The 21,240-nt window shown below is 62.7% G+C and carries 23 protein-coding genes and 1 tRNA gene; 20 read left to right on the top strand and 4 right to left on the bottom strand.

All coding sequences use genetic code 11. The annotated features are described in order from the left end of the window. Position 1: 1 nt before the first annotated feature. Complete coding sequence (locus GHT07_RS00980; protein WP_153583181.1) at positions 2-1,387, bottom strand: polyhydroxyalkanoate depolymerase; 1,386 nt, start codon at positions 1,385-1,387, stop codon at positions 2-4. 128 nt (positions 1,388-1,515) lie between these two features. On the opposite strand from GHT07_RS00980, the gene ygiD reads away from it, so the two are divergent. After that, positions 1,516-2,307: a 4,5-DOPA-extradiol-dioxygenase gene (ygiD, locus tag GHT07_RS00975; protein ID WP_153583180.1), complete on the top strand. Its 792-nt coding sequence runs from the start codon at positions 1,516-1,518 to the stop codon at positions 2,305-2,307. Positions 2,308-2,349: 42 nt separating this feature from the next. On the opposite strand, the gene GHT07_RS00970 is transcribed toward ygiD, so the two are convergent. Beyond that, entirely contained in the window at positions 2,350-3,546 is a 1,197-nt protein-coding gene (locus tag GHT07_RS00970; RefSeq protein ID WP_153583179.1) for an amino acid aminotransferase, read from the bottom strand. 123 nt (positions 3,547-3,669) lie between these two features. Between GHT07_RS00970 and uvrB the strand changes: the two genes are divergently transcribed. Both uvrB and GHT07_RS00960 read left to right on the top strand, forming a co-directional pair. After that, entirely contained in the window at positions 3,670-5,775 is a 2,106-nt protein-coding gene (gene uvrB, locus GHT07_RS00965) for an excinuclease ABC subunit UvrB (protein WP_153583178.1), read from the top strand. A gap of 59 nt (positions 5,776-5,834) precedes the next feature. Then, positions 5,835-6,116 carry a hypothetical protein gene (locus GHT07_RS00960; protein WP_153583177.1) on the top strand — a complete coding sequence of 94 codons (282 nt, stop codon included), beginning with the start codon at positions 5,835-5,837 and terminating at the stop codon, positions 6,114-6,116. 201 nt (positions 6,117-6,317) lie between these two features. Here the strand turns inward: GHT07_RS00960 and GHT07_RS00955 are convergent, their stop codons facing one another. Then, entirely contained in the window at positions 6,318-6,545 is a 228-nt protein-coding gene (locus GHT07_RS00955; RefSeq protein WP_153583176.1) for a hypothetical protein, read from the bottom strand. 59 nt (positions 6,546-6,604) lie between these two features. On the opposite strand from GHT07_RS00955, the gene GHT07_RS00950 reads away from it, so the two are divergent. From GHT07_RS00950 to GHT07_RS00880, 16 genes are all read left to right on the top strand, one after another. Next, positions 6,605-7,126, top strand: coding sequence for a hypothetical protein (locus tag GHT07_RS00950; protein WP_153583175.1), 522 nt, complete (start codon positions 6,605-6,607; stop codon positions 7,124-7,126). Then, complete coding sequence (locus tag GHT07_RS21595) at positions 7,123-7,254, top strand: hypothetical protein (RefSeq protein WP_267237547.1); 132 nt, start codon at positions 7,123-7,125, stop codon at positions 7,252-7,254. The genes GHT07_RS00950 and GHT07_RS21595 overlap by 4 nt, the downstream gene beginning before the upstream one ends. Next, positions 7,242-8,210, top strand: coding sequence for a glycosyltransferase family 2 protein (locus GHT07_RS00945; RefSeq protein ID WP_153583174.1), 969 nt, complete (start codon positions 7,242-7,244; stop codon positions 8,208-8,210). The genes GHT07_RS21595 and GHT07_RS00945 overlap by 13 nt, the downstream gene beginning before the upstream one ends. A 24-nt stretch (positions 8,211-8,234) precedes the next feature. Beyond that, complete coding sequence (locus tag GHT07_RS00940) at positions 8,235-8,717, top strand: low molecular weight protein-tyrosine-phosphatase (protein ID WP_153583173.1); 483 nt, start codon at positions 8,235-8,237, stop codon at positions 8,715-8,717. A gap of 210 nt (positions 8,718-8,927) precedes the next feature. Then, positions 8,928-9,464 carry a Fe-S cluster assembly transcriptional regulator IscR gene (iscR, locus tag GHT07_RS00935; protein WP_153583172.1) on the top strand — a complete coding sequence of 179 codons (537 nt, stop codon included), beginning with the start codon at positions 8,928-8,930 and terminating at the stop codon, positions 9,462-9,464. Between the two features lie 43 nt (positions 9,465-9,507). After that, the gene (locus GHT07_RS00930) at positions 9,508-10,728 is read left to right on the top strand and encodes an IscS subfamily cysteine desulfurase (RefSeq protein WP_153583171.1); all 1,221 of its coding nucleotides are present in this window, start codon (positions 9,508-9,510) and stop codon (positions 10,726-10,728) included. 91 nt (positions 10,729-10,819) lie between these two features. After that, entirely contained in the window at positions 10,820-11,209 is a 390-nt protein-coding gene (iscU, locus tag GHT07_RS00925) for a Fe-S cluster assembly scaffold IscU (RefSeq protein WP_153583170.1), read from the top strand. A gap of 8 nt (positions 11,210-11,217) precedes the next feature. Beyond that, positions 11,218-11,541 (top strand): iron-sulfur cluster assembly protein IscA, encoded by a 324-nt coding sequence (iscA, locus tag GHT07_RS00920; protein WP_153583169.1) that lies wholly within the window; start codon positions 11,218-11,220, stop codon positions 11,539-11,541. An 8-nt stretch (positions 11,542-11,549) separates the two neighbouring features. After that, positions 11,550-12,068: a Fe-S protein assembly co-chaperone HscB gene (gene hscB / locus GHT07_RS00915; protein ID WP_153583369.1), complete on the top strand. Its 519-nt coding sequence runs from the start codon at positions 11,550-11,552 to the stop codon at positions 12,066-12,068. A 9-nt stretch (positions 12,069-12,077) separates the two neighbouring features. Further along, the gene (gene hscA / locus GHT07_RS00910; RefSeq protein WP_153583168.1) at positions 12,078-13,937 is read left to right on the top strand and encodes a Fe-S protein assembly chaperone HscA; all 1,860 of its coding nucleotides are present in this window, start codon (positions 12,078-12,080) and stop codon (positions 13,935-13,937) included. A gap of 2 nt (positions 13,938-13,939) precedes the next feature. After that, entirely contained in the window at positions 13,940-14,278 is a 339-nt protein-coding gene (gene fdx, locus GHT07_RS00905; RefSeq protein WP_153583167.1) for an ISC system 2Fe-2S type ferredoxin, read from the top strand. Positions 14,279-14,362: 84 nt separating this feature from the next. Further along, positions 14,363-15,079 carry a DNA polymerase III subunit epsilon gene (dnaQ, locus tag GHT07_RS00900; protein WP_153583166.1) on the top strand — a complete coding sequence of 239 codons (717 nt, stop codon included), beginning with the start codon at positions 14,363-14,365 and terminating at the stop codon, positions 15,077-15,079. Between the two features lie 38 nt (positions 15,080-15,117). Beyond that, a tRNA-Val gene (locus GHT07_RS00895) sits at positions 15,118-15,192 on the top strand. Positions 15,193-15,286: 94 nt separating this feature from the next. Beyond that, entirely contained in the window at positions 15,287-16,192 is a 906-nt protein-coding gene (locus tag GHT07_RS00890) for a crotonase/enoyl-CoA hydratase family protein (RefSeq protein ID WP_153583165.1), read from the top strand. A gap of 26 nt (positions 16,193-16,218) precedes the next feature. Beyond that, a complete protein-coding gene (locus GHT07_RS00885; protein ID WP_153583164.1) occupies positions 16,219-17,343 on the top strand; it encodes an NAD(P)/FAD-dependent oxidoreductase in 1,125 nt (374 codons plus the stop codon). Next, positions 17,340-19,460 carry a TonB-dependent receptor family protein gene (locus tag GHT07_RS00880; protein ID WP_153583163.1) on the top strand — a complete coding sequence of 707 codons (2,121 nt, stop codon included), beginning with the start codon at positions 17,340-17,342 and terminating at the stop codon, positions 19,458-19,460. Before GHT07_RS00885 ends, GHT07_RS00880 begins: the two co-directional genes overlap by 4 nt. Positions 19,461-19,472: 12 nt before the next feature. Here the strand turns inward: GHT07_RS00880 and GHT07_RS00875 are convergent, their stop codons facing one another. Continuing rightward, positions 19,473-20,534 carry a quinone-dependent dihydroorotate dehydrogenase gene (locus GHT07_RS00875; RefSeq protein ID WP_153583162.1) on the bottom strand — a complete coding sequence of 354 codons (1,062 nt, stop codon included), beginning with the start codon at positions 20,532-20,534 and terminating at the stop codon, positions 19,473-19,475. Positions 20,535-20,568: 34 nt separating this feature from the next. On the opposite strand from GHT07_RS00875, the gene rpiA reads away from it, so the two are divergent. Next, the gene (rpiA, locus tag GHT07_RS00870; protein WP_153583161.1) at positions 20,569-21,240 is read left to right on the top strand and encodes a ribose-5-phosphate isomerase RpiA; all 672 of its coding nucleotides are present in this window, start codon (positions 20,569-20,571) and stop codon (positions 21,238-21,240) included.

Raw genomic sequence — 21,240 nt, 5'->3', positions numbered from 1 at the left:
GTCAAGCCGCAGATGTGCGGCGCGACTGGGTCGCCTTCTTGGCTACAGGTGCCTTCTTGGCCGCAGGTGCTTTTTTAGCCGCTGCCTTCGCGGGCTTGGGCAGTGCCTTCACTTCAGCCGGCGTTTCATTGAACTGCTGGATGAAGTCGCGCACTTGCGGATAGACCTGGTCGCGCCAGCGGCGGCCGCTGAAGATGCCGTAGTGGCCCGCGCCCTTGACTTCAAGATGCTTCTGGCGTGACTTGGGCACGTTGTAGCAAAGCCCGTGCGCCGCTTCGGTCTGGCCGGAGCCGGAGATGTCGTCGAGCTCGCCTTCAATGGTGAAGTGCGCGGTGGTCGTGATGTCTTCAGGCTTCACGCGCTCGGGCTTGCCCTTGTCGTTGATCACATCCCAGTTGCCGTTCACCAGCGCGAACTCCTGGAAGACGATGCGGATCGTTTCGAGGTAGTAGTCCGCATCCATGTCGAGCACGGCGTTGTACTCGTCGTAGAACTTGCGGTGCGCTTCGGTGCTGGTGTCGTCGCCCTTGATGAGGTTCTTGAAGTAGTCGTAGTGACTCGTCATGTGGCGGTCGGGGTTCATCGCCACAAAGCCGGTGTGCTGCAGAAAGCCCGGGTACACGCGGCGGCCAGCGCCTGCGAAGTTGGTCGGAACGCGGTAGATCACGTTGTTCTCGAACCATTCATAGCTCTTGTTCATGGCCAGGTTGTTCACGGCCGTGGGCGATTTGCGAGCGTCGATAGGGCCGCCCATCATGGTCATCGTCAGCGGGGTTTTCTCGCCGCGCGAGGCCATCAGCGACACGGCAGCGAGCACCGGCACGGTGGGCTGGCACACGCTGATCACGTGGCAGTTGCCGTAGGTGGCTTGCAGGTGGCGAATGAACTCCTGCACATAGCCCACGTAATCATCAAGGTGGAACTCGCCTTTTTCCAGCGGAACCATGCGTGCGTTCTTCCAGTCGGTGATGTAGACCTTGTGGTCCTTGAGCATGGTGCGCACCGTGTCGCGCAGCAGCGTGGCGTAGTGGCCCGACAATGGTGCAACGATCAGCACGGCGGGCTGCGTCTTCAGGCGGGTGAGGGTGGCCGGGTCATCGGAAAAGCGCTTGAAGCGGCGCAGTTCGCAAAAGGGCTTGTCGATCTCGACGCGTTCATGAACGGCGATGTCAATGCCGTCGATGTCGATGGTGGTGATGCCGAACTGTGGCTTCTCGTAGTCTTTCCAGAGGCGGTACATCAGGTCGAGCCCTGCTGACGCGCGCTGGGCAAACGGGTTCTGGCCGAAGGGGGAGAGCGGATTGCTGTACAACTTGGACGCTGCTTGCGCAAAATCGGCAAACGGCTCCATCAAGCTGCGTTGTCCTTCGTAGATCTGGTAAAGCATCGAGGTGGCCTCAAGTTCTTTGTTGCAGTGCAATATAGCACCGGCTTGGGGACAACACATCGGGGTGTTAGTACCAATAGGGAGCGTAGCTCATGTATCCAAATGATTAACAGTGAATACTTTCAGACATGACAGACAGAATGCCCGTCCTGTTCCTCGGCCACGGCAGCCCGATGAACGCAATCGAAGACAACGAATACCGCCGCAGCTGGCAGTCGCTGGGCGCTGAGTTCGGCACGAGCAGGCCGCGCCCGAAGATGATCCTGTGCGTGTCGGCGCACTGGCTCACGCATGGCTGGTGGGTGACGGGCATGGACAAGCCCCGCACCATCCACGACTTCGGCGGGTTTCCGCCCGAGCTGTTTGCACAGCAATACCCGGCGCCGGGCTCACCCACCATGGCCAAGGCGATCAGCGCAGGCATTGCGCAGCCTGCAGTGGGGCTGGACACGAAGTGGGGTCTTGATCACGGCACGTGGTCCGTGCTCAAGCCGATGTTCCCCAAGGCCGACATTCCGGTGGTGCAGCTGAGCATGGACTATTCGCATCCGCCTTCAGAGCATTACGCACTGGGCAAGGAATTGAAGAAGCTGCGCGAGCAGGGCGTGTTGATCGTCGGCAGCGGCAACATCGTGCACAACCTGCGCGCCGCGCGGCGAGAGGTGGCCAACAACCAGGCGTACAGCTGGGCCGCGGAGTTTGACGGCACCATTGCAGCGCAGATCGAAAAGGGTGATCTGGCTGCGCTCGCCAATTTCGAGAAGATGGGGCAGGTCGCGCAGATGGCGCACCCGACGTATGACCACTTCCTGCCGTTGCTCTACACCGCTGGTGCTGTGGATGCGAAGGAGCCGGTGAAGTTCTTCAACGACAAGTATCAGCTGGCGTCGATCTCGATGCGGTCGGTGGTGTGGGGGTAGCCGTGCCAGCTACCCACTGACGCGGCACCGCGGAACCAGGCCTCAAAGCACCTTGGCAATCGACTCGCAAACGTAATCAATGTTCTGGCTGTTGAGCGCAGCCACACACATGCGGCCTGTGTCAGTGCCGTACACGCCGAACTCGTTGCGCAGGCGAACCATCTGGTCTTTGGTCAGGCCTGAATAGCTGAACATGCCGATCTGCTGCGTGATGAAGCTCATGTCCTGCTTCACGCCGGCGGCTTTCAGCTTCTCGACCAGCGTGACGCGCATCTGCTTGATGCGGGTGCGCATGCCGGCCAGCTCTTTTTCCCACAGCGCGCGCAGCTCGGGCGTGTTCAACACCATCGCGCAGACCTGGCCGCCGTGAGTCGGCGGGTTGCTGTAGTTCGTGCGGATCATGATCTTCAGCTGTGACAGCACGCGGCTGGTTTCTTCAGCGTCCTGGCACAGCACGGAAAGTGCACCGACGCGCTCGCCGTAGAGGCTGAAGCTCTTGGAGAAAGACGTCGACACGAAAAAGCTCAGGCCGGCAGCGACAAACTTCTGGATCACAGCGCCGTCTTCCGCAATGCCGTAGCCGAAGCCCTGGTACGCCATATCAAGGAAAGGAACGAGCTTGCGCGCCTTCACGGCGGCAATCACCTGGTCCCACTGCGCGGCAGTGATGTCATAGCCCGTGGGGTTATGGCAGCAGGCGTGCAGGACGACGATGGTGCCTTCGGCCGCTGCGTTAAGCGCGCCGAGCATGCCGTCAAAGTCGATGCCGCGCGTGGCGGCGTTGTAGTACGGGTAGCTCTCGACTGTGAAGCCGGCTTGCGTGAACAGGGCGCGGTGGTTCTCCCAGCTCGGGTCGCTGATCAGCACCTTGGCGTTCGGGTTGATCTTCTTGAGGAAGTCGGCTCCGATCTTCAGGCCACCAGTGCCGCCGAGTGCTTGCACGGTGGCGACACGGTTGGACTTGACAGGCTCACTATCGGCCCCAAATACGAGGCTCTTCACAGCCGAGTCGTAGGCCACGATGCCATCAATGGGCAAGTAGCCGCGCGCCTTGGGCGCTTCCATCATCTGCTTTTCAGCGATCTGCACGCATTCGAGCAGCGGCAGCTTGCCAGCGTCGTCGTAATACACGCCAACACCGAGGTTGACTTTGCGGGGATTCTGGTCGGCGTTGAATTGCTCGTTGAGGCCCAGGATGGGGTCGCGCGGTGCCATTTCGACGGCGGTGAACAGGGACATAGCTTCCTTGGATGACAGATGGAGGGTGAAAGTTGTCAGTAGCACGAGAGGACGGCGTTGCGGTACGCTGTCCGGTTCCTTTCGATTTTACCGTTGCCCATCCACGCTCACGCTTTCAAGCCCATGACAGAGATATCCGAAGTTGTTGATGAACAGACGAAGGGCGAATTCATCACCTTTCCTGGCTCACCGTTCGAGCTGTTCCTGCCGTATCCGCCCGCGGGTGACCAGCCCAAAGCCATCGAGGAACTGGTGGAGGGCGTGAACGACGGCGAGGTGTTCCAGACACTGCTCGGCGTGACGGGTTCAGGCAAGACATTCACGATGGCGAATGTGATTGCGCGCATGGGGCGGCCGGCCATCGTGTTCGCGCCCAACAAGACGCTGGCCGCGCAGCTCTACAGCGAATTCCGCGAGTTCTTCCCGAAGAACGCGGTCGAATATTTCGTGAGCTATTACGACTATTACCAGCCCGAAGCGTATGTGCCGCAGCGCGACCTGTTCATCGAGAAAGACAGCTCGATCAACGAACACATCGAGCAGATGCGGCTGTCAGCCACCAAGAGCGTTCTGGAGCGGCGCGACGTGATCATCGTTGCCACCGTGAGCGCCATCTACGGCATCGGCGCGCCGGAGGACTACACGAAGATGCGTTTCATCACGCGTGTGGGCGACAAGATCGGCCAGCGCGACGTGATCTCGCAGCTCATTCGCATGCAGTACAGCCGCAACGAGCAGGACTTCAAGCGCGGCACGTTCCGTGTGCGCGGCGACACGATCGATATCTTTCCAGCCGAGCACTCCGAACTTGCGATTCGCGTCGAGCTGTTTGACGACGAGATCGAATCGCTGCAGCTGTTCGACCCGCTCACCGGCCGCGTGCGGCAGAAGGTGCCGCGCTTCACGGTGTATCCGTCGAGCCACTACGTGACGCCGCGCGAGAAGGTCATGTCTGCGGTGGAGTCGATCAAGCTTGAGCTGTCGGAGCGCGTCAAGCAGCTGGTGGGCGACGGCAAGCTGGTCGAGGCGCAGCGGCTGGAGCAACGCACGCGCTTTGACCTGGAAATGCTCAGCGAGATCGGCCACTGCAAGGGCATCGAGAACTACACGCGGCATCTGTCGGGCGCGGCGCCCGGATCGCCGCCTTCCACGCTCACGGACTATTTGCCCGCCGACTCGCTGATGTTCCTCGACGAGAGCCACCAGATGATCGGCCAGCTCGGCGCGATGTACAACGGCGACCGCGCGCGCAAGACCACGCTCGTTGAGTACGGCTTTCGCCTGCCCTCCGCGCTGGACAACCGTCCGCTGAAGTTTGAAGAATTTGAAACGCGAATGCGCCAGGTCGTGTTCGTCTCGGCCACGCCTGCCGCATATGAAAATGAGCATGCAGGCAAAGTCGTGGAACAACTGGTCAGGCCGACTGGCCTCATTGACCCGGAAGTGGAAGTGCGGCCCGCGACGAACCAGGTCGACGACGTACTGCAGGAAATCCGCACCCGCTCAGAGAAGAACGAGCGCGTGCTCATCACCACGCTTACGAAGCGCATGGCAGAGCAGCTGACCGACTACCTCAGCGATAACGGCGTGAAGGTGCGTTACCTGCACAGCGATATCGATACGGTGGAGCGTGTCGAGATTATTCGCGACTTGCGTCTGGGTGCATTCGACGTGCTGGTGGGCATCAATTTGCTGCGCGAGGGCCTCGATATTCCTGAGGTGTCGCTCGTTGCCATCCTGGACGCCGACAAGGAAGGTTTTCTGCGGGCCGAGCGCTCGCTCATCCAGACGATAGGGCGTGCGGCGCGGCACTTGCACGGCAAGGCAATCCTCTATGCGGACCGCATGACGGATTCAATGGCCAAGGCAATCGGCGAAACGAATCGCCGGCGCACGAAGCAGATTGCGCACAACCTTGAACACAACATCACGCCGCGCAGCATCACGAAACACATCAAGGACCTGATCGACGGTGTGTACAGCGAAAAGACCGCCAAGCAGATGGAGAAGGATAAGTTGCAACGCGCCGCTACGCAGGATATGTCGGAGAAAGACATTGCGAAAGAAATCAAGCGGCTTGAGAAACTCATGCTTGAGCACGCGCGCAACCTGGAGTTCGAGAAGGCCGCGCGCGTGCGCGACCAGCTGGCAGTGCTCAAGGAGCAGGCATTCGGTGCTGTTGTGCATGACAGCGTCGTGGTACCGATTGATTCAGGCAAGCGCGCCTGACCCAAAAGCGCAACGAGATGACACGATCGAAACATGAATAGGCTCGCACTCATGGCGCAATGAACGCGCAAACTCTGCGCAGGTTCCTGTTCACGCATGCGGGAGCAATTGGTAGTTGCGCAGTCGCCTTACTGATTGTTTTTGCAGGGCGAATCGAACTGGGTGCAAGACACTTCTTCTTCGCAGATGACTGGGGCTGGCTGTATCTGGCCGAGTTCGCACCCGTCACGCAGATCGTTTCAATCCTGCCGCAGCAGGTCTACAACGACAGGCCCGTGGGTGCACTTTTCATCAAACTTCTCTACCGGCTATTCGGGCTGGAACCACGCGCATTCCTTTGAGTGCAGTTGCTCATCCACGCAGGCAACTGCGTTTTGCTCTACCTCATCAGCAGTAAATATGTAGGGCGGCGTGCGGCACTTGTCGCAGCTGTGCTCGCGGGCACTTGGATCGTTGCCAACAGCGCGGTGTACTGGACGGCCGCCGCTTTCGACTTGCTGGCCGCGACGCTTTGCCTTCTCACGATATGGATGTGGCAGCTGTCATTGCTGGGCAGGCCGGTCCTGTTTCAGATACTTGCCGCGATTTGTTATTTTCTTTCTATTCGAACCAAGGAATTTGCGCTGGGTTTGCCCGCGCTCGTTTTCCTGATTAGCACCCTGCTCGAGCGCCGCACAATCGTCCAGACGCTCAAGAGCATGGCCGGCATTCTTGCGGTGATGCTGCTGTTGGGCTGGAGTTATGCGCACCTGCTGTTTGCGGGCAAGCAAAAACTCGTGGGCGCCAGGACAACCTGTATGGGCTTCACCTCGGCGGCATCGGTGCCAACTTGTGGTGGTACGTCAAGCATGTGTTCTATTCCGATGTCTTTCGATGGTCCCCGCTTCTGGTGGCCGTGCCGTTGCTGGCTTATGCGGCATGGCGGTCGGCGCAGGCGCGGCGGGTCATTGCAGTCGGGTTCGCCGGGTTTGTCATCCTGCTGGGGCCTACGCTGCTGTTGTCGGCGCACCTGGAAGTGCTTTACCTGTACGCACCGCACTTCTTTGTGGCCCTGGCCGTAGCAGCGCTTCTCACGGTGCCCGGCGTCTGCCGGCTGGGCGGGGTTGCCTTTGCTGCGGCGTTGATCGTTCTTCCTGCGCAAAGCAAGTGGAACAAAACCATCATGGAGTTCAACGACGTCAAGTCTTCGATGATCCGCGACCAGTTCGAGGCGTTCGACAAACTCTCGGCCCAACTGCCGCGTGGCTCGTCCGTGTTTGTGGCGGGGCTGGAGCCGTATCACAACCCGTTCGCTTACGGCCAGGCCATGCCTTCAGGATCAGCCATCACGATGCATCGCTGCAGTTCGTGATCGAGTTGCCCGACGCGCAACTCAAGGCCCAGTTCTGCAAGGCGCCTGCGCCGCGGTTCTACGCGACGTTTCGCGGCAGCGTCGTGACCGACGATACGGCTGCGGCCGAGTTGGCATGCAAGAGCTGATCTCCATCGTCGTACCGGCCTTCAACGAGGAGGTCGTGTTGCGCCTGTTTCACGAAAAGATGACGGCCGCGTTCGACCGCCTGCCGGGCTACGACTTCGAGATCGTCCTGGTGGACGACGGCAGCACGGATCGCACGCTGGACCTGATGCGGGAGCTGGCGAGTCGCGACGCCCGCGTCTGTGTGGTGGCGCTGTCGCGCAATTTCGGCAAGGAGGCTGCGCTCACGGCAGGGCTTGACTATGCATCGGGTGATGCGGTGGCGGTCTTCGATGCTGACTTGCAGGACCCACCCGCATTGCTGATCGAGTTTGTGCGCCACTGGAAGGCGGGCTACGACGTTGTATTCGCCCGGCGCACCCATCGCGACGGCGAGAGCTGGCTCAAGAAGTCCACCGCGGCTGGCTTCTATGGGTTGATGGCGCGCATCTCGCGGGTGCTCATTCCGCGCGATACGGGCGACTGCCGCCTCATGAGCCGGCGCGCCGTGGACGCGCTGGGCAAGCTTCGCGAGCACCACCGGTTCATGAAGGGCCTGTTTGCCTGGATCGGCTACCCGAGCATCGCGGTGGACTACCGCCGCCAGGCGCGTGCGGCCGGCGACACGAAGTTCAACTACTGGAAGCTGTGGAACTTCGCGCTGGAGGGCGTGACCTCTTTCACGACGGCGCCCTTGAGGCTGGCGACGTACGTCGGCTTCGTGATCGCCTTTCTGGCGTTCGTCTTTGGTGCGTGGGTGATCGCGCGAACCCTGATCTGGGGTGACGTCGTGCGCGGCTACCCGACGCTCATGGTGACGGTGCTCTTCCTGGGCGGCATTCAGCTCTTCTCGATTGGCGTTCTGGGCGAGTACATCGGCCGCATCTTTGGCGAGTCCAAAGGCCGGCCTCTTTATCTGGTTCAATTGCATGTGCCATCGCTGGCCGCAAAGGTGCGGCACGATGGCGATGCCGTTTGAAGCCAGAAGGCAGAAGGAAGTCCGATGCAATTGCGGGTGCTGTTCGTTTGCATGGGGAACATTTGCAGAAGCCCCACGGCGGAAGGCGTGTTCCGCCACATGGTCCGCCAGTCAGACCTGGCGGGCAAGGTCCGGATCGACTCGGCGGGAACGCTGGACTATCACGTCGGCTCGCCGCCCGACCACCGCAGCCAGCGCCACGCGCGCCTGCGCGGCTATGACCTCGGCGCGCTGCGGGCCAGGCAAGTCAAGCCTTCCGACTTTGTGGACTTCGACCTCATCCTTGGCATGGACTGGCAGAACATTGTGGAGCTCGAAGCGCTCTGCCCGAAGGATCAGCGCCACAAGGTGCGCCGCCTGATGGAGTTCGCGCCACCCGGCATGGCTGACGAGGTGCCTGACCCTTACGCGGGTGGCGAGCAGGGCTTCCAGATGGTCCTTGACCAGGTCGAAGCGGCTTGCAAGGGGCTGCTCGTCCATGCGCGCCAGATGCTGGTAGCACGCTAACCCGGCGCGGCTCAGTACCTGAGCGCCGGAGTCGGCCTTCTGCTATACTTGACGGAAATACTCAAGAACAGTCCAGAACTCAAAAGCCCGCCGGAACTCTGACAGGTCAGAGTCTTGCGGAGAGGCCGGCCGAGGAGCCGGCGAATGGGCGAGACGGACCCCGTAGCGTGTGCCGCGGGGTAATTCCAGCACCGGATAAGGAGCTTCCATATGCGTCTCACTACCAAAGGCCGCTTTGCGGTCACCGCGATGATCGATCTGGCCCTGCGCCAGAACAATGGCCCGGTCACGCTGGCGGCCATCAGCCAGCGCCAGCAGATCTCCCTTTCCTACCTCGAGCAGCTGTTCGGCAAGCTGCGCCGGCATGAGCTGGTGGAGTCCACTCGCGGCCCGGGCGGCGGCTACACGCTCGCTCGCAAGGCTGGCGAGATCACTGTCGCCGACATCATCGTGTCGGTGGACGAGCCGATCGATGCCACGCAGTGCGGCGGCAAGGAAAACTGCCAGGGCGATGGCGGCCGTTGCATGACGCACGAGCTGTGGGCCTCGCTCAACCAGCGCATGGTCGAGTTCCTTGATTCGGTCACGCTGCAAAAACTGGTGGAAGACCAGATCGCCAAGGGCGTCACCATCGAAGACAAGCCGGCCATCAAGCGTGCGATTTCCGCGCAGCCCGTGGTCAAGCCGATCCGTGTGAACGCGCCCAATTCCGTGTTTGCCCTTGGCAACTCGTTTGCCAAGTCGTAAGGACGGCAAATCCCCGTTTCGATTCAGCCAGCAGCACGCCAGCATGGACACCACTCCGCACTTCCCGATTTACCTGGACTACGGCGCAACGACGCCGGTGGACCCGCGCGTTGTCGACGCGATGATCCCCTGGCTGCGCGAGCACTTCGGCAACCCCGCTTCGCGCAGCCATGCGTGGGGCTGGGAGGCAGAAGCCGCCGTCGAGAAAGCCCGTGACCAGGTCGCGGACCTGATCGGCGCCGACCCGCGCGAGATCGTCTGGACTTCCGGCGCGACCGAATCGAACAACCTCGCCATCAAGGGCGCGGCGCATTTCTACAAGAGCCGCGGCAAGCACCTGATCACCGTCAAGACCGAGCACAAGGCGGTGCTCGACACGATGCGTGAGCTCGAGCGCCAGGGCTTCGAGGTGACCTACCTCGACGTCAAGGAAGACGGCATGCTCGACCTGGAAGTGTTCAAGGCAGCGCTGCGGCCCGACACGATCCTGGCGAGCGTCATGTACGTCAACAACGAGATCGGCGTCATCCAGGACATCGTGGCGTTGGGCTCGATTTGCCGCGAGAAGAACGTGATCTTCCACGTCGATGCGGCGCAGGCCACGGGCAAAGTCAACATCGATGTGAAGAAGCTGCCTGTGGACCTGATGAGCCTCGCGTCGCACAAGACGTACGGCCCCAAGGGCATTGGCGCGCTGTACGTCTGTCGCAAGCCGCGTGTGCGCCTTGAAGCGCAGATGCATGGTGGCGGCCATGAGCGCGGCATGCGTTCAGGCACGCTGCCCACGCACCAGATCGTCGGCATGGGCGAGGCTTTCCGCATCGCCAAGGCCGAGATGGCGCAGGACAACGCGAAGGCGCATGCGCTGCAAAAGCGCCTGCTCGATGGGCTGAAAGACGTCGAGCAAGTCTTCATCAACGGCAACCTCGAACACCGGGTGCCGCAGAACCTGAACATCAGCTTCAATTTTGTCGAAGGCGAGTCGCTGATCATGGGCATCAAGGGGCTGGCGGTGTCGTCGGGCTCGGCCTGCACGTCGGCGTCACTGGAGCCAAGCTATGTGCTTCGCGCGCTGGGCCGCAGTGATGAGCTTGCGCACAGCAGCCTGCGCATGACGATCGGCCGCTTCACGACCGAAGAAGAGATCGACTACGCCGTCGACACGATCAAGAAAAACGTCGCGCGCCTGCGCGAGCTGAGTCCGCTCTGGGAGATGTACCAGGACGGCGTCGATATCTCGACGATCCAGTGGACAGCGCATTGAAGAGGTTGAGCGTTGAGCGTTGGGCGTTGGGCGTGAAGCCCCATGAAGCCCGCTTGACGCCCAACGCCTAACGCCAAACCAGGAGTTCAAAATGGCCTATTCCGAAAAAGTCGTTGATCACTACGAAAACCCCCGCAATGTCGGCTCGTTCGACAAGGGTGACGAGTCCGTTGGCACCGGCATGGTGGGCGCGCCCGCCTGCGGCGACGTGATGAAGCTGCAGATCCGCGTGAATCCGCAGACGGGCATCATTGAAGACGCACGTTTCAAGACCTACGGCTGCGGCTCGGCCATTGCATCGAGCTCGCTCGTGACCGAATGGGTCAAGGGCAAGACGCTCGATGAAGCGGCTGCGCTCAAGAACAGCGTGATTGCCGAAGAACTGGCCTTGCCGCCCGTGAAGATCCACTGCTCGATCCTCGCGGAAGACGCGATCAAGGCAGCCGTGGCCGACTACAAACAGAAGCACGTCAAGCACTAGCCCTCGCCATGGCCATCTCGTTAACAGAAGCAGCAGCGCGGCACGTTTCACGCTACCTCACCAAGCGCGGCAAGGGTGTCGGCGTGCGGCTGGGCGTGAAGACGACGGGCTGCTCGGGCCTGGCGTACAAGCTTGAATACGTCGATGACGTCGCGCCCGAAGACATCGTGTTCGAAGACCACGGTGTCAAGGTGCTGATCGACCCCAAGAGCCTGGCCTACATCGACGGCACGCAGCTCGACTTCGTGCGTGAGGGCCTGAACGAAGGCTTCAAGTTCAACAACCCCAACGAGCGTGACCGCTGCGGCTGCGGGGAATCGTTCCGCGTGTGAGCATCGCCTTGAACCTGCAGTCGAATGACTTTGCGTTGTTCGGTCTGCCTGAGCGCTTCGAGCAGGACCGCGCCGCGATCGACGCACGCTGGAAAGAGCTGCAGCGCGAAGCCCACCCCGACAAGTTCGCGGGGCAGGGAGCCGCAGCACAGCGCGTGGCGATGCAATGGTCGGTGCGTATCAATGAGGCCTACCAGCGATTGAAGGACCCTGGCAAACGCGCTGCCTACTTGTGCGAATTGCGCGGTGCGCCCATCGAGGCCGAGAACAATACGGCTATGCCCGCAGAATTCCTGATGGAGCAGATGGAGTGGCGCGAAGCACTTGATGAGGCCAAGGGCGAAGAAGACCTTGACACGCTGGCCGGGCAATTGATGCGCACGCGCCGCGACACGCTCGCGCGGATTGCGCAATTGCTCGATAGCGCGAACGATGCCGCTGCTGCCGCGGGCCAGGTCAGGGCGCTCATGTTCATCGAGCGTTTCGACCACGACGTGCAGCAGCGCTACGAGCAACTGGGACAATAAAGCCGCGCTATGGCACTCCTCCAAATTTCAGAACCCGGCCAGTCGCCCGACCCGCACCAGCGGCGCATCGCAGTCGGCATCGACCTGGGCACAACTCACTCGCTCGTCGCATCGGTGCGCAATGGCGTTGCCGAATGCCTGCCTGATGACAACGGCCGCGTGATCCTTCCTTCCGTCGTTCGCTTCCTGGAGAACAACGGCCGCCAAATCGGCTTCGACGCGCAGGCTGCGCAGGCGCAAGACCCGCTCAACACGATCGCATCGGTCAAGCGCTTCATGGGGCGCGGTCTTGCAGACATCGCCAATCGCGCGAAGCTGCCGTACCAGTTTGTGGATCGCCCCGGCATGGTGACGCTGCAAACGCGCGCGGGTGAGAAGACACCTGTCGAGATCAGCGGCGAGATTCTGGCGACGCTGCGTTTTCGTGCAGAAGACACGTTCAACGACGACCTGTATGGCGCCGTGATCACGGTGCCTGCGTATTTCGACGATGCGCAGCGCCAGGCCACGAAGGACGCAGCGAAGCTCGCGGGCATCAACGTGCTGCGGCTGATCAGCGAGCCGACGGCTGCGGCAATTGCCTACGGTTTGGATAACGGCAGCGAGGGCGTCTATGCGGTTTTCGACCTGGGCGGCGGCACATTCGATATCTCGATCCTGCGGTTGACGCAGGGCGTGTTCGAGGTGATTGCGACGGGCGGTGATTCCGCGCTGGGCGGTGACGACTACGACCGCGTTCTTGCAGAGCTGATGCTGGCCAAGGCGGGCCTGCATGCGCAGGCGGCAAGCGACAAGGCACGCATCAAGATGGCTGCGCGCGACGCGAAGGAGCAGCTCTCGGCGCGTGAATCCATTGACGTTTCCATCGAGGTCGGCGGCGCTTCGAAGGGCGTGCCAATCACGCGCGAGGAATTCGAGTCCGCCACTGCCGACCTCACAGCGCGCACGATGGCCGCTGTGCGCAAGGCATTGCGTGATGCGCGCCTGGCCAAGGACGACATCAAGGGTGTCGTGATGGTGGGCGGCTCCACGCGCATGCCGCAGGTGCAGCGCGCGGTGCACGAGTTCTTTGGCAAAGAGCCGCTCACCAATCTCAACCCCGATGAAGTCGTGGCGCTTGGCGCGGCGATCCAGGCGAACCAGCTCGCGGGCAACAACGCCAGTGGCGATTTGCTGTTGCTCGATGTGATTCCGCTCTCGCTCGGTGTTGAAACGATGGGCGGCCTGGTCGAGCGCATCGTGCCGCGCAACGAGACGATTCCCACCGCCAAGGCGCAAGACTTCACCACGTACAAAGACGGCCAGACGGCGCTTGCGCTGCATGTTGTTCAGGGCGAGCGCGACCTGGTGGCTGACTGCCGCAGCCTCGCGCGCTTCGAGCTGCGCGGCATCCCGCCGATGGCGGCTGGCGCAGCGCGTATCCGCGTGACGTTCACCGTCGATGCGGACGGCCTGCTGAGCGTGAGCGCGAAGGAGCAGGGCAGTGGCGTCGAGGCGCGCATCGACGTCAAGCCGTCCTATGGCCTTTCGGACGAGCAGGTCGCGAAGATGCTGCAAGACAGCTTTGCGACGGCAGAACAAGACATCAAGTCGCGCGCATTGGTCGAGTCTCGCGTTGAGGCCGACCGCATGCTGATCGCCACGCAAAGCGCACTCGATGCCGACGGTGCCTTGCTGGGCGCCGACGCGCGAGCCCAGATCGACCAGCTGATGGACCAGCTGCGCAAGACGGCGCAAGCCAGTGACGATGCAGCGGTGATCGAAGCAGCGACCAAGGCGCTCGCGCAGGCGACGGAAAGCTTCGCGGCGCAGCGAATGAACGAGAGCATCCGCACGGCACTTGCGGGCAAAACACTGGAAAGTATCTGAGCATGCCCGTCATCAAAATCTTGCCTCACCCCGAGTACTGCCCGCAGGGCGCGCAAGTGAGCGCGCCGGCAGGCACGTCGATCTGCGAGGCGCTGCTGGAGCACCATATCGAGATCGAACATGCGTGCGACATGAGCTGCGCGTGTACGACGTGCCACATCATCGTGCGCGAGGGGTTCAACTCGCTCAACGATATGGAAGAGGAAGAAGAAGACCTGCTCGATCGCGCGTGGGGCCTGGAGCCGAACTCCCGCCTGTCGTGCCAGGCGATCCTGGCGCAAAAAGACCTGGTGGTCGAGATTCCGAAGTACTCGATCAACCACGCCAAGGAGAAGCATTGAAGAGGTTGGGCGTTGAGCGTTCAGCGTTTGGCGAGGAATTCGCGCTCAACGCCGAACGCCCGACGCTCAACCTAGAATCGCGTCATGCGCCAGATCGTCCTCGACACTGAAACCACCGGCCTCTCCGCAGAAGGCGGCGACCGCATCATCGAAATTGGCTGCGTTGAACTGGTGGGGCGCAAGCTCACTGGCAACAACAGGCACTTCTACCTGAACCCCGAGCGCGACAGCCACGAAGACGCGCTCAAGGTCCACGGCATCAGCAACGAATTCCTGCGCGACAAGCCGCTTTTTTCCGCCGTTTGCGACGAGCTGATGGAGTACCTGGCCGGCGCGGAAATCATCATCCACAACGCTGCATTCGACGTGTCCTTCCTCGACAAGGAACTCGAGCGCGTGGGGCGGCCCGCTTTCAAGACGTTCGTGGCCTCGGTGACCGACACGCTCGTGATGGCCAAGGAGATGTACCCCGGCAAGCGCAACAGCCTCGATGCGCTGTGCGACCGGCTCGGCGTCGACAACTCCTCTCGCACGCTGCACGGCGCGTTGCTGGACGCAGAACTGCTTGCCGACGTGTACATCAACCTCACGCGCGGCCAGGACGCCTTGCTGATCGACATGGGCACGTCGGACAACTTCGGCGGCATCGTCACGCGTGTGGACCTCACCACTTTCACGCTGCCTGTGCTGGTGGCGAACGAGCAGGAAGCCGCCGCGCACGAAGAAGTGCTCAAGCAGCTGGATAAGGCCAGCGGCGGCAAGACGCTGTGGCGCATTGGCTCATCCGGCGCTGTGGCATAATTGTGGGCTGTCTCGCGGTGATTCTTCACCGCCAGAACGGGCGATTAGCTCAGCGGTAGAGCACTGCATTCACACTGCAGGGGTCACATGTTCGATCCATGTATCGCCCACCAAAATTCAAAGCCCCGTCAATCTCAGGTTGACGGGGCTTTTGTCTTTTCAGGCTTCGCCACTTCAGCGACGATGGTCCACCACGAAGGAGACACCATGCCCCAATACTCAACACTCTCTGCCGAGCGGCTACCGGACGCACCGGGCGTAGGCCGTATCCTGTTCACCCGCCCGGAAAAGCTCAATGCCATCGGCCCCGATACGCCGGAGGAAATCCGCGCCGCGGTCGCGTGGATGGAGGCGCAGGATGACGTGCATGTGGTCCTGGTCGAAGGCGCGGGCCGGGCTTTTTGCGCGGGCTACGACATGGACCTGTACGCCGAGGGCGAGGGTGACCACCCCTGCAAGCAGGAGGGCAAGCCGTGGGACCCGATGGTGGACTACGCGTTCATGAAGCGCAGCACCGAGAACATCATGTCGCTCTGGCGCACGTCCAAGCCGACCATCGCGAAGGTGCAGGGCTATGCGGTTGGCGGCGGCAGCGACATCGCGCTGTCTTGCGACCTGCTCGTGATGAGCAACGACGCGCGCATCGGCTACATGCCTACGCGTGTCTGGGGTTGCCCGACCACGGCGATGTGGACGTACCGGCTCGGGCCGGCGCGCGCCAAGGAGGTGATGTTCACCGGTAACATGATTGACGGCGCGCAGGCCGCGGCGTGGGGGCTGGCCAATCGCGCCGTACCTGCTGACCGGCTGGATGCGCAAGCGTTGGAGCTGGCGCAGCGCATCGCGGGCGTGCCCAAGTCGCACTTGGCCATGCACAAGATGGTGGTGAACCAGGTGATGCTCACGGCAGGGCTGGAACAAACGCAGATGATGGCCACCGTGTTTGACGGTATTACGCGGCACAACCCCGAAGGCATGTGGTTCAGGCGTTACGCTCAGGTCAATGGATTCAAGAAAGCAGTTGAATGGCGCGACAGCGGCCGGCACATCCCCGAGGGCGATGAGGCTCGCCAGGCCATTGCCGATCTTGAGCGGCAGCTTGCGGGCCAGTAGCTGCAGGCTTCACCCGGACGGCAGGCATGGACCGCGTTGATGCCATCGTGATCGGCGCGGGCGCCGTGGGCCTCGCGGTGGGCCGTGCGCTGGCGCTCGCGGGCCACGAGACGATCGTTGTCGAATCTCAGGCGGCCATCGGCCAGGGCGTGAGTTCGCGCAACAGCGAAGTGATTCATGCGGGCCTGTATTACTCGCCCGGCTCAGTCAAGGCGCGCGTTTGCGTGCGTGGCAAGCAGCTGCTCTACGAGTTTTGCGCCAGCCACGGCGTGGAGCATCGCAACTGCGGCAAGCTGGTCGTCGCGACCAGCGAAGGCGATCTGGCAGCGCTTCGCACATTGGCCGATCGCGCGACCGCAAATGGTGTGCCCGTTGAATGGCTCGACGCCAATGAAGCGCGCGCGCTCGAGTCCGCATTGACTTGCGTGGCTGCGCTCTCCTCTCCAACGACGGGCATCGTCGACAGCCACGGCTTCATGCTTGCGCTGCAAGGCGATCTGGAGAGCGCTGGCGGCCTGGTGGCGCTGGGGTCTCCGGTCAACTCCGCCGTGCTCGGTGGCAGCGGTGGCAGCCACATCGTGCGCATGGCGGACGGCACGGAAATCGAAACACGTGTGCTCGTCAACTCCGCATCGCTTCACGCTTGCGCACTGGCGCGCCAGTTTGAAGGGCTCGCGCTGCAGTTCGTGCCGCACGAGGGTTTTGCCAAGGGCAGCTACTACTCGCTCGCAGGTCGCGCGCCGTTTTCGCGGCTGATTTATCCGGCGCCTGCTGACGCGTGGCTGGGCGTGCATCTCACGCTCGATCTGGGTGGGCAGGCGAAGTTCGGGCCCGACCTGGAGTGGCTCGATGTTGAGGCGGCAGATGCCATCGACTACCGGGTGGATCCGGCGCGTGCCGACGCGTTCTATGCCAGCGTGCGCCGGTACTGGCCCGCCTTGCCAGACGGCGCACTGCAGCCCAGCTACAGCGGCGTGCGACCCAAGATCCACCGTGCCGACCAACCTGCGCCGGACTTCCGCATCGACGGGGCCGGCGTGCACGGTGTCGAGGGCCTCGTGAACCTGTTTGGCATCGAGTCGCCAGGGCTGACCAGCGCCTTGGCCATTGCGGAAGATGTCGCGCAGCTTGTTGCGCGCGGCACGGCATGAAGCAGCTCGGCATGCTGGCTTGGGTGGCGTTTGCGCTGCCGGCGCCGGCGCTGGCGCAGACAGCAGCGCTGGAGCCAGTGACTGTGACGGCAACGCGAACAGAAGCGGCACCGTTCGACGTTCCTGCAGCCGTCGATGTGATCGGCACCGAGCGAATTCGCGGTGCAGGCCGGCCCGAGGTCAACCTGTCGGAGAGCGTAGGGCTGATCCCTGGCGTCACGGCGCGTGACCGCCAGAACTACGCGCAGGACTTGCAGCTGTCCATACGCGGCTTCGGTGCCCGGTCGACTTTCGGTGTGCGCGGCGTGCGCCTCTACGTCGATGGCATTCCGGCGACGATGCCCGATGGGCAGGGCCAGCTGTCCCACATCGACCTCGCATCGGCTGCGCGCATCGAGGTGCTGCGTGGCCCGTTTTCGGTGCTGTACGGCAATTCGTCCGGTGGCGTCGTGCAGGTGTTCACGCAGCAGGGCGAGGGCGCGCCTGTGGCGGCTTCCACGTTCACGAGCGGCAGCGATGGCTTGCGCCGCCCTGGTGTGCGCGTGAGCGGCTCGACGCCGGGCCTTCGCTATGCCATCAGCGCCAATCGTTTTGAAAGCCAGGGCTGGCGCGACCACAGTGAAGCGTCGCGCGACGTGATGAATGGGCGGCTGGATTTCGAGCGCGGTGAAGGCAGCGAATGGACGCTGGTGGCAAACAGCCTGCGAATGCGGGCCGACGATCCGCTGGGCCTCACGCGGGCGCAGTTCGAAGCAGCGCCGAGACAGGTCGACGCAGCGGCGCAGCAGTTCGACACGCGCAAGACGGTGCAGCAAGACCAGATCGGCGTCGTGCACGATCGCAGCCTGGGTGCAGGGCAGAGCTTGCGCTTGATGGTGTACGCCGGCCAGCGCGCGACCACACAGTTCCAGTCGATCCCGGTCGCGACGCAGGCGAACGTGTTGCACCCCGGCGGCGTGATCGGGCTGGGCCGCCGCTACGCGGGCACCGACTGGCGCTGGACGTCCCGTCGCACGACGGCCCATGGCGACATCGAATGGGTCGCGGGCATTTCCTACGACATGCTCATCGAGCACCGCCAGGGTTGGCAGAATTTTGCGGGCGCCGCATTGGGGGTTCAAGGCGCACTACGGCGCGACGAAGACAACCGCGTATCGAATGTGGATCCCTATGCGCAACTCGTCTGGAAGCTCGCACCCCGCTGGACGCTGACGGCCGGCGTGCGGCACAGCAGCGTGCGGTTCGGCTCGCGCGATCATTTCATCTCCGGCGCCAATGGCGACGACAGTGGTGGCGTGCGCTATGGCGCGACATTGCCCGTCGCCGCGCTGATGTTCGCGCTGTCGCCGGATGTGCATCTGTACGCCTCTGCCGGTCGCGGCTTTGAGACGCCGACTTTCAATGAACTCGCGTATCGCGCAGGCGGGCTGACCGGCCTGAACTTCACGCTGAAGCCTTCAGACAGCACGAACGTGGAGCTGGGCGTCAAAGGCCGCACTGCCTGGGGCGATGCGGTCCGCACCGAATGGAATGCGACGGCCTTCCAGACGACGACGGCCAACGAGCTTGTCACGCAGACCAATGTTGGCGGCCGCAGCACATTCCAGAATGCAGGCGCCACACGCAGGCGCGGCGTGGAAGCATCCTGGACAGCGTTGCTGGGCCGGGCATGGCGCGTGCAGTTCGCCCAGGCGTGGCTCGACGCGACGTACCGCGACGGCTTCCTCACCTGCGCTTCCACGCCATGCGCGGCGGCTGCGCTGCCGATCCCGGCGGGCAACCGCATTCCCGGCACGGCGCATTCGGTAACGGCGGCGGAGCTGGCGTGGCAGCCCGATCAGGGATGGCGCGGTGGCATCGAGGCACGCCGGTCCAGTGAGGTGTTTGCGAACGATGCGAATACCCAAGCGGCTCCCGCCTTCACGACCTTTGCGTTGAACGGCGGCTATGTGCTGGACGTGCAGCGATGGAGCCTCGCCGCAACCGCACGCATCGACAACGTGTTCAACCGCCGGTACGTGGGCTCTGTCATCGTCAATGAAGGCAACGCGCGCTTCTTCGAGCCTGCACCCGGCCGCACCTGGGTGGTGAAGCTTTCGGCCAGCTACAACTTCTGACGCGCGCTGGAATCAGGCGCCAGCGTTCCAAGGCAGGTGCAGCCGCTTGATGGCGCGCGCTGCTTCCTTCACGAGCGCAGGGCCGCGATAGATCAGGCCCGTGTAGATCTGCACCACGTCGGCCCCGGCGCGAATTTTCGACACGGCATCATCCGCGCTCATCACGCCGCCGACGCCAATGATCGGAAAGCGCTTGCCGAGCGCGGCGCGCAGTTGTGCGATCACGCGATTGCTCGCGTCCAGCACGGGCGCGCCGCTGAGGCCACCTGCTTCTTCGGCATGCGGCATGCCTTTGACGGCCTCGCGGTTGATCGTGGTGTTCGTTGCGACAACGCCATCCATGCCGTGCTTCTTGAGCGCCGCGGCGATGACCTGCACTTGCGCCTCGTCGAGGTCGGGCGCGATTTTCACGAAGATCGGCACGCGCCGGCCATGTTGCCTGGCGAGCTTTTCGCGCTTGTCTGCGATAGCGCCAAGCAGCCCATCGATCGCCGCGTCGCTTTGCAGCGCGCGCAGGTTGGCGGTGTTGGGGCTGGAGATATTGACCGTCACGTAGTCCGCGTGCGGATAGACGCCTTCCAGGCAGATCAGATAATCGGATGTCGCGCTCTCGATCGGTGTCGTCGCGTTCTTGCCGATGTTCAGGCCGAGGATGCGGCCCTTGGAGCGGAAGGTCGAGCGCTTGACGTTCGTGATGAAGGCGTCGAGGCCGTCGTTGTTGAAACCCAGGCGGTTGATCAGCGCGTTGGCCTGCACCAGCCGGAACATGCGCGGCTTCGGATTTCCGGGCTGCGCCTTCGGTGTGACGGTGCCGACTTCCACAAAGCCGAAGCCCATGGCGCCCAGGCCATCGATGCAGCGTGCGTTCTTGTCCAGCCCTGCGGCCAGGCCCACGCGATTCGGGAACGTCAGGCCCGCCAGCGTCACAGGGTCGTCGACCATGCCGCTCGCATACGCAAGCCGCAGCGGCGTGCCTTGAAGGCGCGCCAGCGAGTGCATCGTCAGTTCATGCGCGGTTTCCGGGTCCAGGCCGAAGAGGAAGGGGCGGGCGAGCGAGTAGGGCAGCAGTGACATTGGATAATCCGGGGCAACGAATGGATTGTGACAAATGAATCAAGATGAATTGAAGGCGCTCGTCGGCCAGGCGGCATTGCAGTATGTGGTGCCCGGCGAGATTGTCGGTGTCGGCACCGGCTCCACGGTCAACAAGTTCATTGATGCACTGGCCTCGATGAAGGACCGGATTGCAGGCGCCGTATCGAGTTCAGTCGCTTCGACGGCGAGGTTGCAGGCACTTCATATCCGCGTCTTCGATGCGAACGACGTCGACCAGATTTCCGTGTACATCGACGGCGCCGACGAGATTGATCCTGCGGGCCACATGATCAAGGGCGGCGGCGCAGCGCTGACGCGCGAGAAGATCGTCGCGGCGCAATCCACGCGCTTCATCTGCATCGCCGATGAGTCGAAGCTGGTCACGACGCTCGGCGCCTTCCCGGTGCCGGTCGAAGTGATCCCGATGGCGGCGCGTCGCATCGAGCGTCAGTTCGCGGCAATGGGCGGCACTGCAAAAGTGCGCATGAAAGACGGCGTGCCGCTCGTGACGGACAACGGGCAGTGCATCCTCGATGTGTCCGGGCTGGCCATCAAGGACCCGCTGGCTTTCGAGTCTGAAGTGAACCAGTGGCCGGGGGTGGTCACGGTGGGCGTCTTCGCACACCAGAAGGCCGCCGTGTGCCTGCTGGGCACACCCAGCGGCGTCAAGACGCTGACGTTCTGA

The sequence above is a fragment of the Caenimonas koreensis DSM 17982 genome (assembly GCF_009646335.1).
Lineage (GTDB): Bacteria > Pseudomonadota > Gammaproteobacteria > Burkholderiales > Burkholderiaceae_C > Ramlibacter > Ramlibacter koreensis.
This window is presented reverse-complemented; position numbering and strand designations above follow the sequence as displayed.

Excerpts from the sequence above, each read along its gene's own strand:
- fdx (WP_153583167.1), top strand. The coding sequence starts at position 13,940 with ATGCCCGTCATCAAAATCTTGCCTCACCCCGAGTACTGCCCGCAGGGC.
- dnaQ (WP_153583166.1), top strand. The coding sequence starts at position 14,363 with ATGCGCCAGATCGTCCTCGACACTGAAACCACCGGCCTCTCCGCAGAA.
- GHT07_RS00970 (WP_153583179.1), bottom strand. The coding sequence starts at position 3,546 with ATGTCCCTGTTCACCGCCGTCGAAATGGCACCGCGCGACCCCATCCTG.
- GHT07_RS00960 (WP_153583177.1), top strand. The coding sequence starts at position 5,835 with ATGAACGCGCAAACTCTGCGCAGGTTCCTGTTCACGCATGCGGGAGCA.
- iscU (WP_153583170.1), top strand. The coding sequence starts at position 10,820 with ATGGCCTATTCCGAAAAAGTCGTTGATCACTACGAAAACCCCCGCAAT.
- iscA (WP_153583169.1), top strand. The coding sequence starts at position 11,218 with ATGGCCATCTCGTTAACAGAAGCAGCAGCGCGGCACGTTTCACGCTAC.
- iscR (WP_153583172.1), top strand. The coding sequence starts at position 8,928 with ATGCGTCTCACTACCAAAGGCCGCTTTGCGGTCACCGCGATGATCGAT.
- GHT07_RS00880 (WP_153583163.1), top strand. The coding sequence starts at position 17,340 with ATGAAGCAGCTCGGCATGCTGGCTTGGGTGGCGTTTGCGCTGCCGGCG.
- hscA (WP_153583168.1), top strand. The coding sequence starts at position 12,078 with ATGGCACTCCTCCAAATTTCAGAACCCGGCCAGTCGCCCGACCCGCAC.
- ygiD (WP_153583180.1), top strand. The coding sequence starts at position 1,516 with ATGACAGACAGAATGCCCGTCCTGTTCCTCGGCCACGGCAGCCCGATG.
- GHT07_RS00980 (WP_153583181.1), bottom strand. The coding sequence starts at position 1,387 with ATGCTTTACCAGATCTACGAAGGACAACGCAGCTTGATGGAGCCGTTT.
- rpiA (WP_153583161.1), top strand. The coding sequence starts at position 20,569 with ATGAATCAAGATGAATTGAAGGCGCTCGTCGGCCAGGCGGCATTGCAG.
- GHT07_RS00940 (WP_153583173.1), top strand. The coding sequence starts at position 8,235 with ATGCAATTGCGGGTGCTGTTCGTTTGCATGGGGAACATTTGCAGAAGC.
- uvrB (WP_153583178.1), top strand. The coding sequence starts at position 3,670 with ATGACAGAGATATCCGAAGTTGTTGATGAACAGACGAAGGGCGAATTC.
- GHT07_RS00930 (WP_153583171.1), top strand. The coding sequence starts at position 9,508 with ATGGACACCACTCCGCACTTCCCGATTTACCTGGACTACGGCGCAACG.
- GHT07_RS00890 (WP_153583165.1), top strand. The coding sequence starts at position 15,287 with ATGCCCCAATACTCAACACTCTCTGCCGAGCGGCTACCGGACGCACCG.
- GHT07_RS00875 (WP_153583162.1), bottom strand. The coding sequence starts at position 20,534 with ATGTCACTGCTGCCCTACTCGCTCGCCCGCCCCTTCCTCTTCGGCCTG.
- GHT07_RS00885 (WP_153583164.1), top strand. The coding sequence starts at position 16,219 with ATGGACCGCGTTGATGCCATCGTGATCGGCGCGGGCGCCGTGGGCCTC.
- GHT07_RS00945 (WP_153583174.1), top strand. The coding sequence starts at position 7,242 with ATGCAAGAGCTGATCTCCATCGTCGTACCGGCCTTCAACGAGGAGGTC.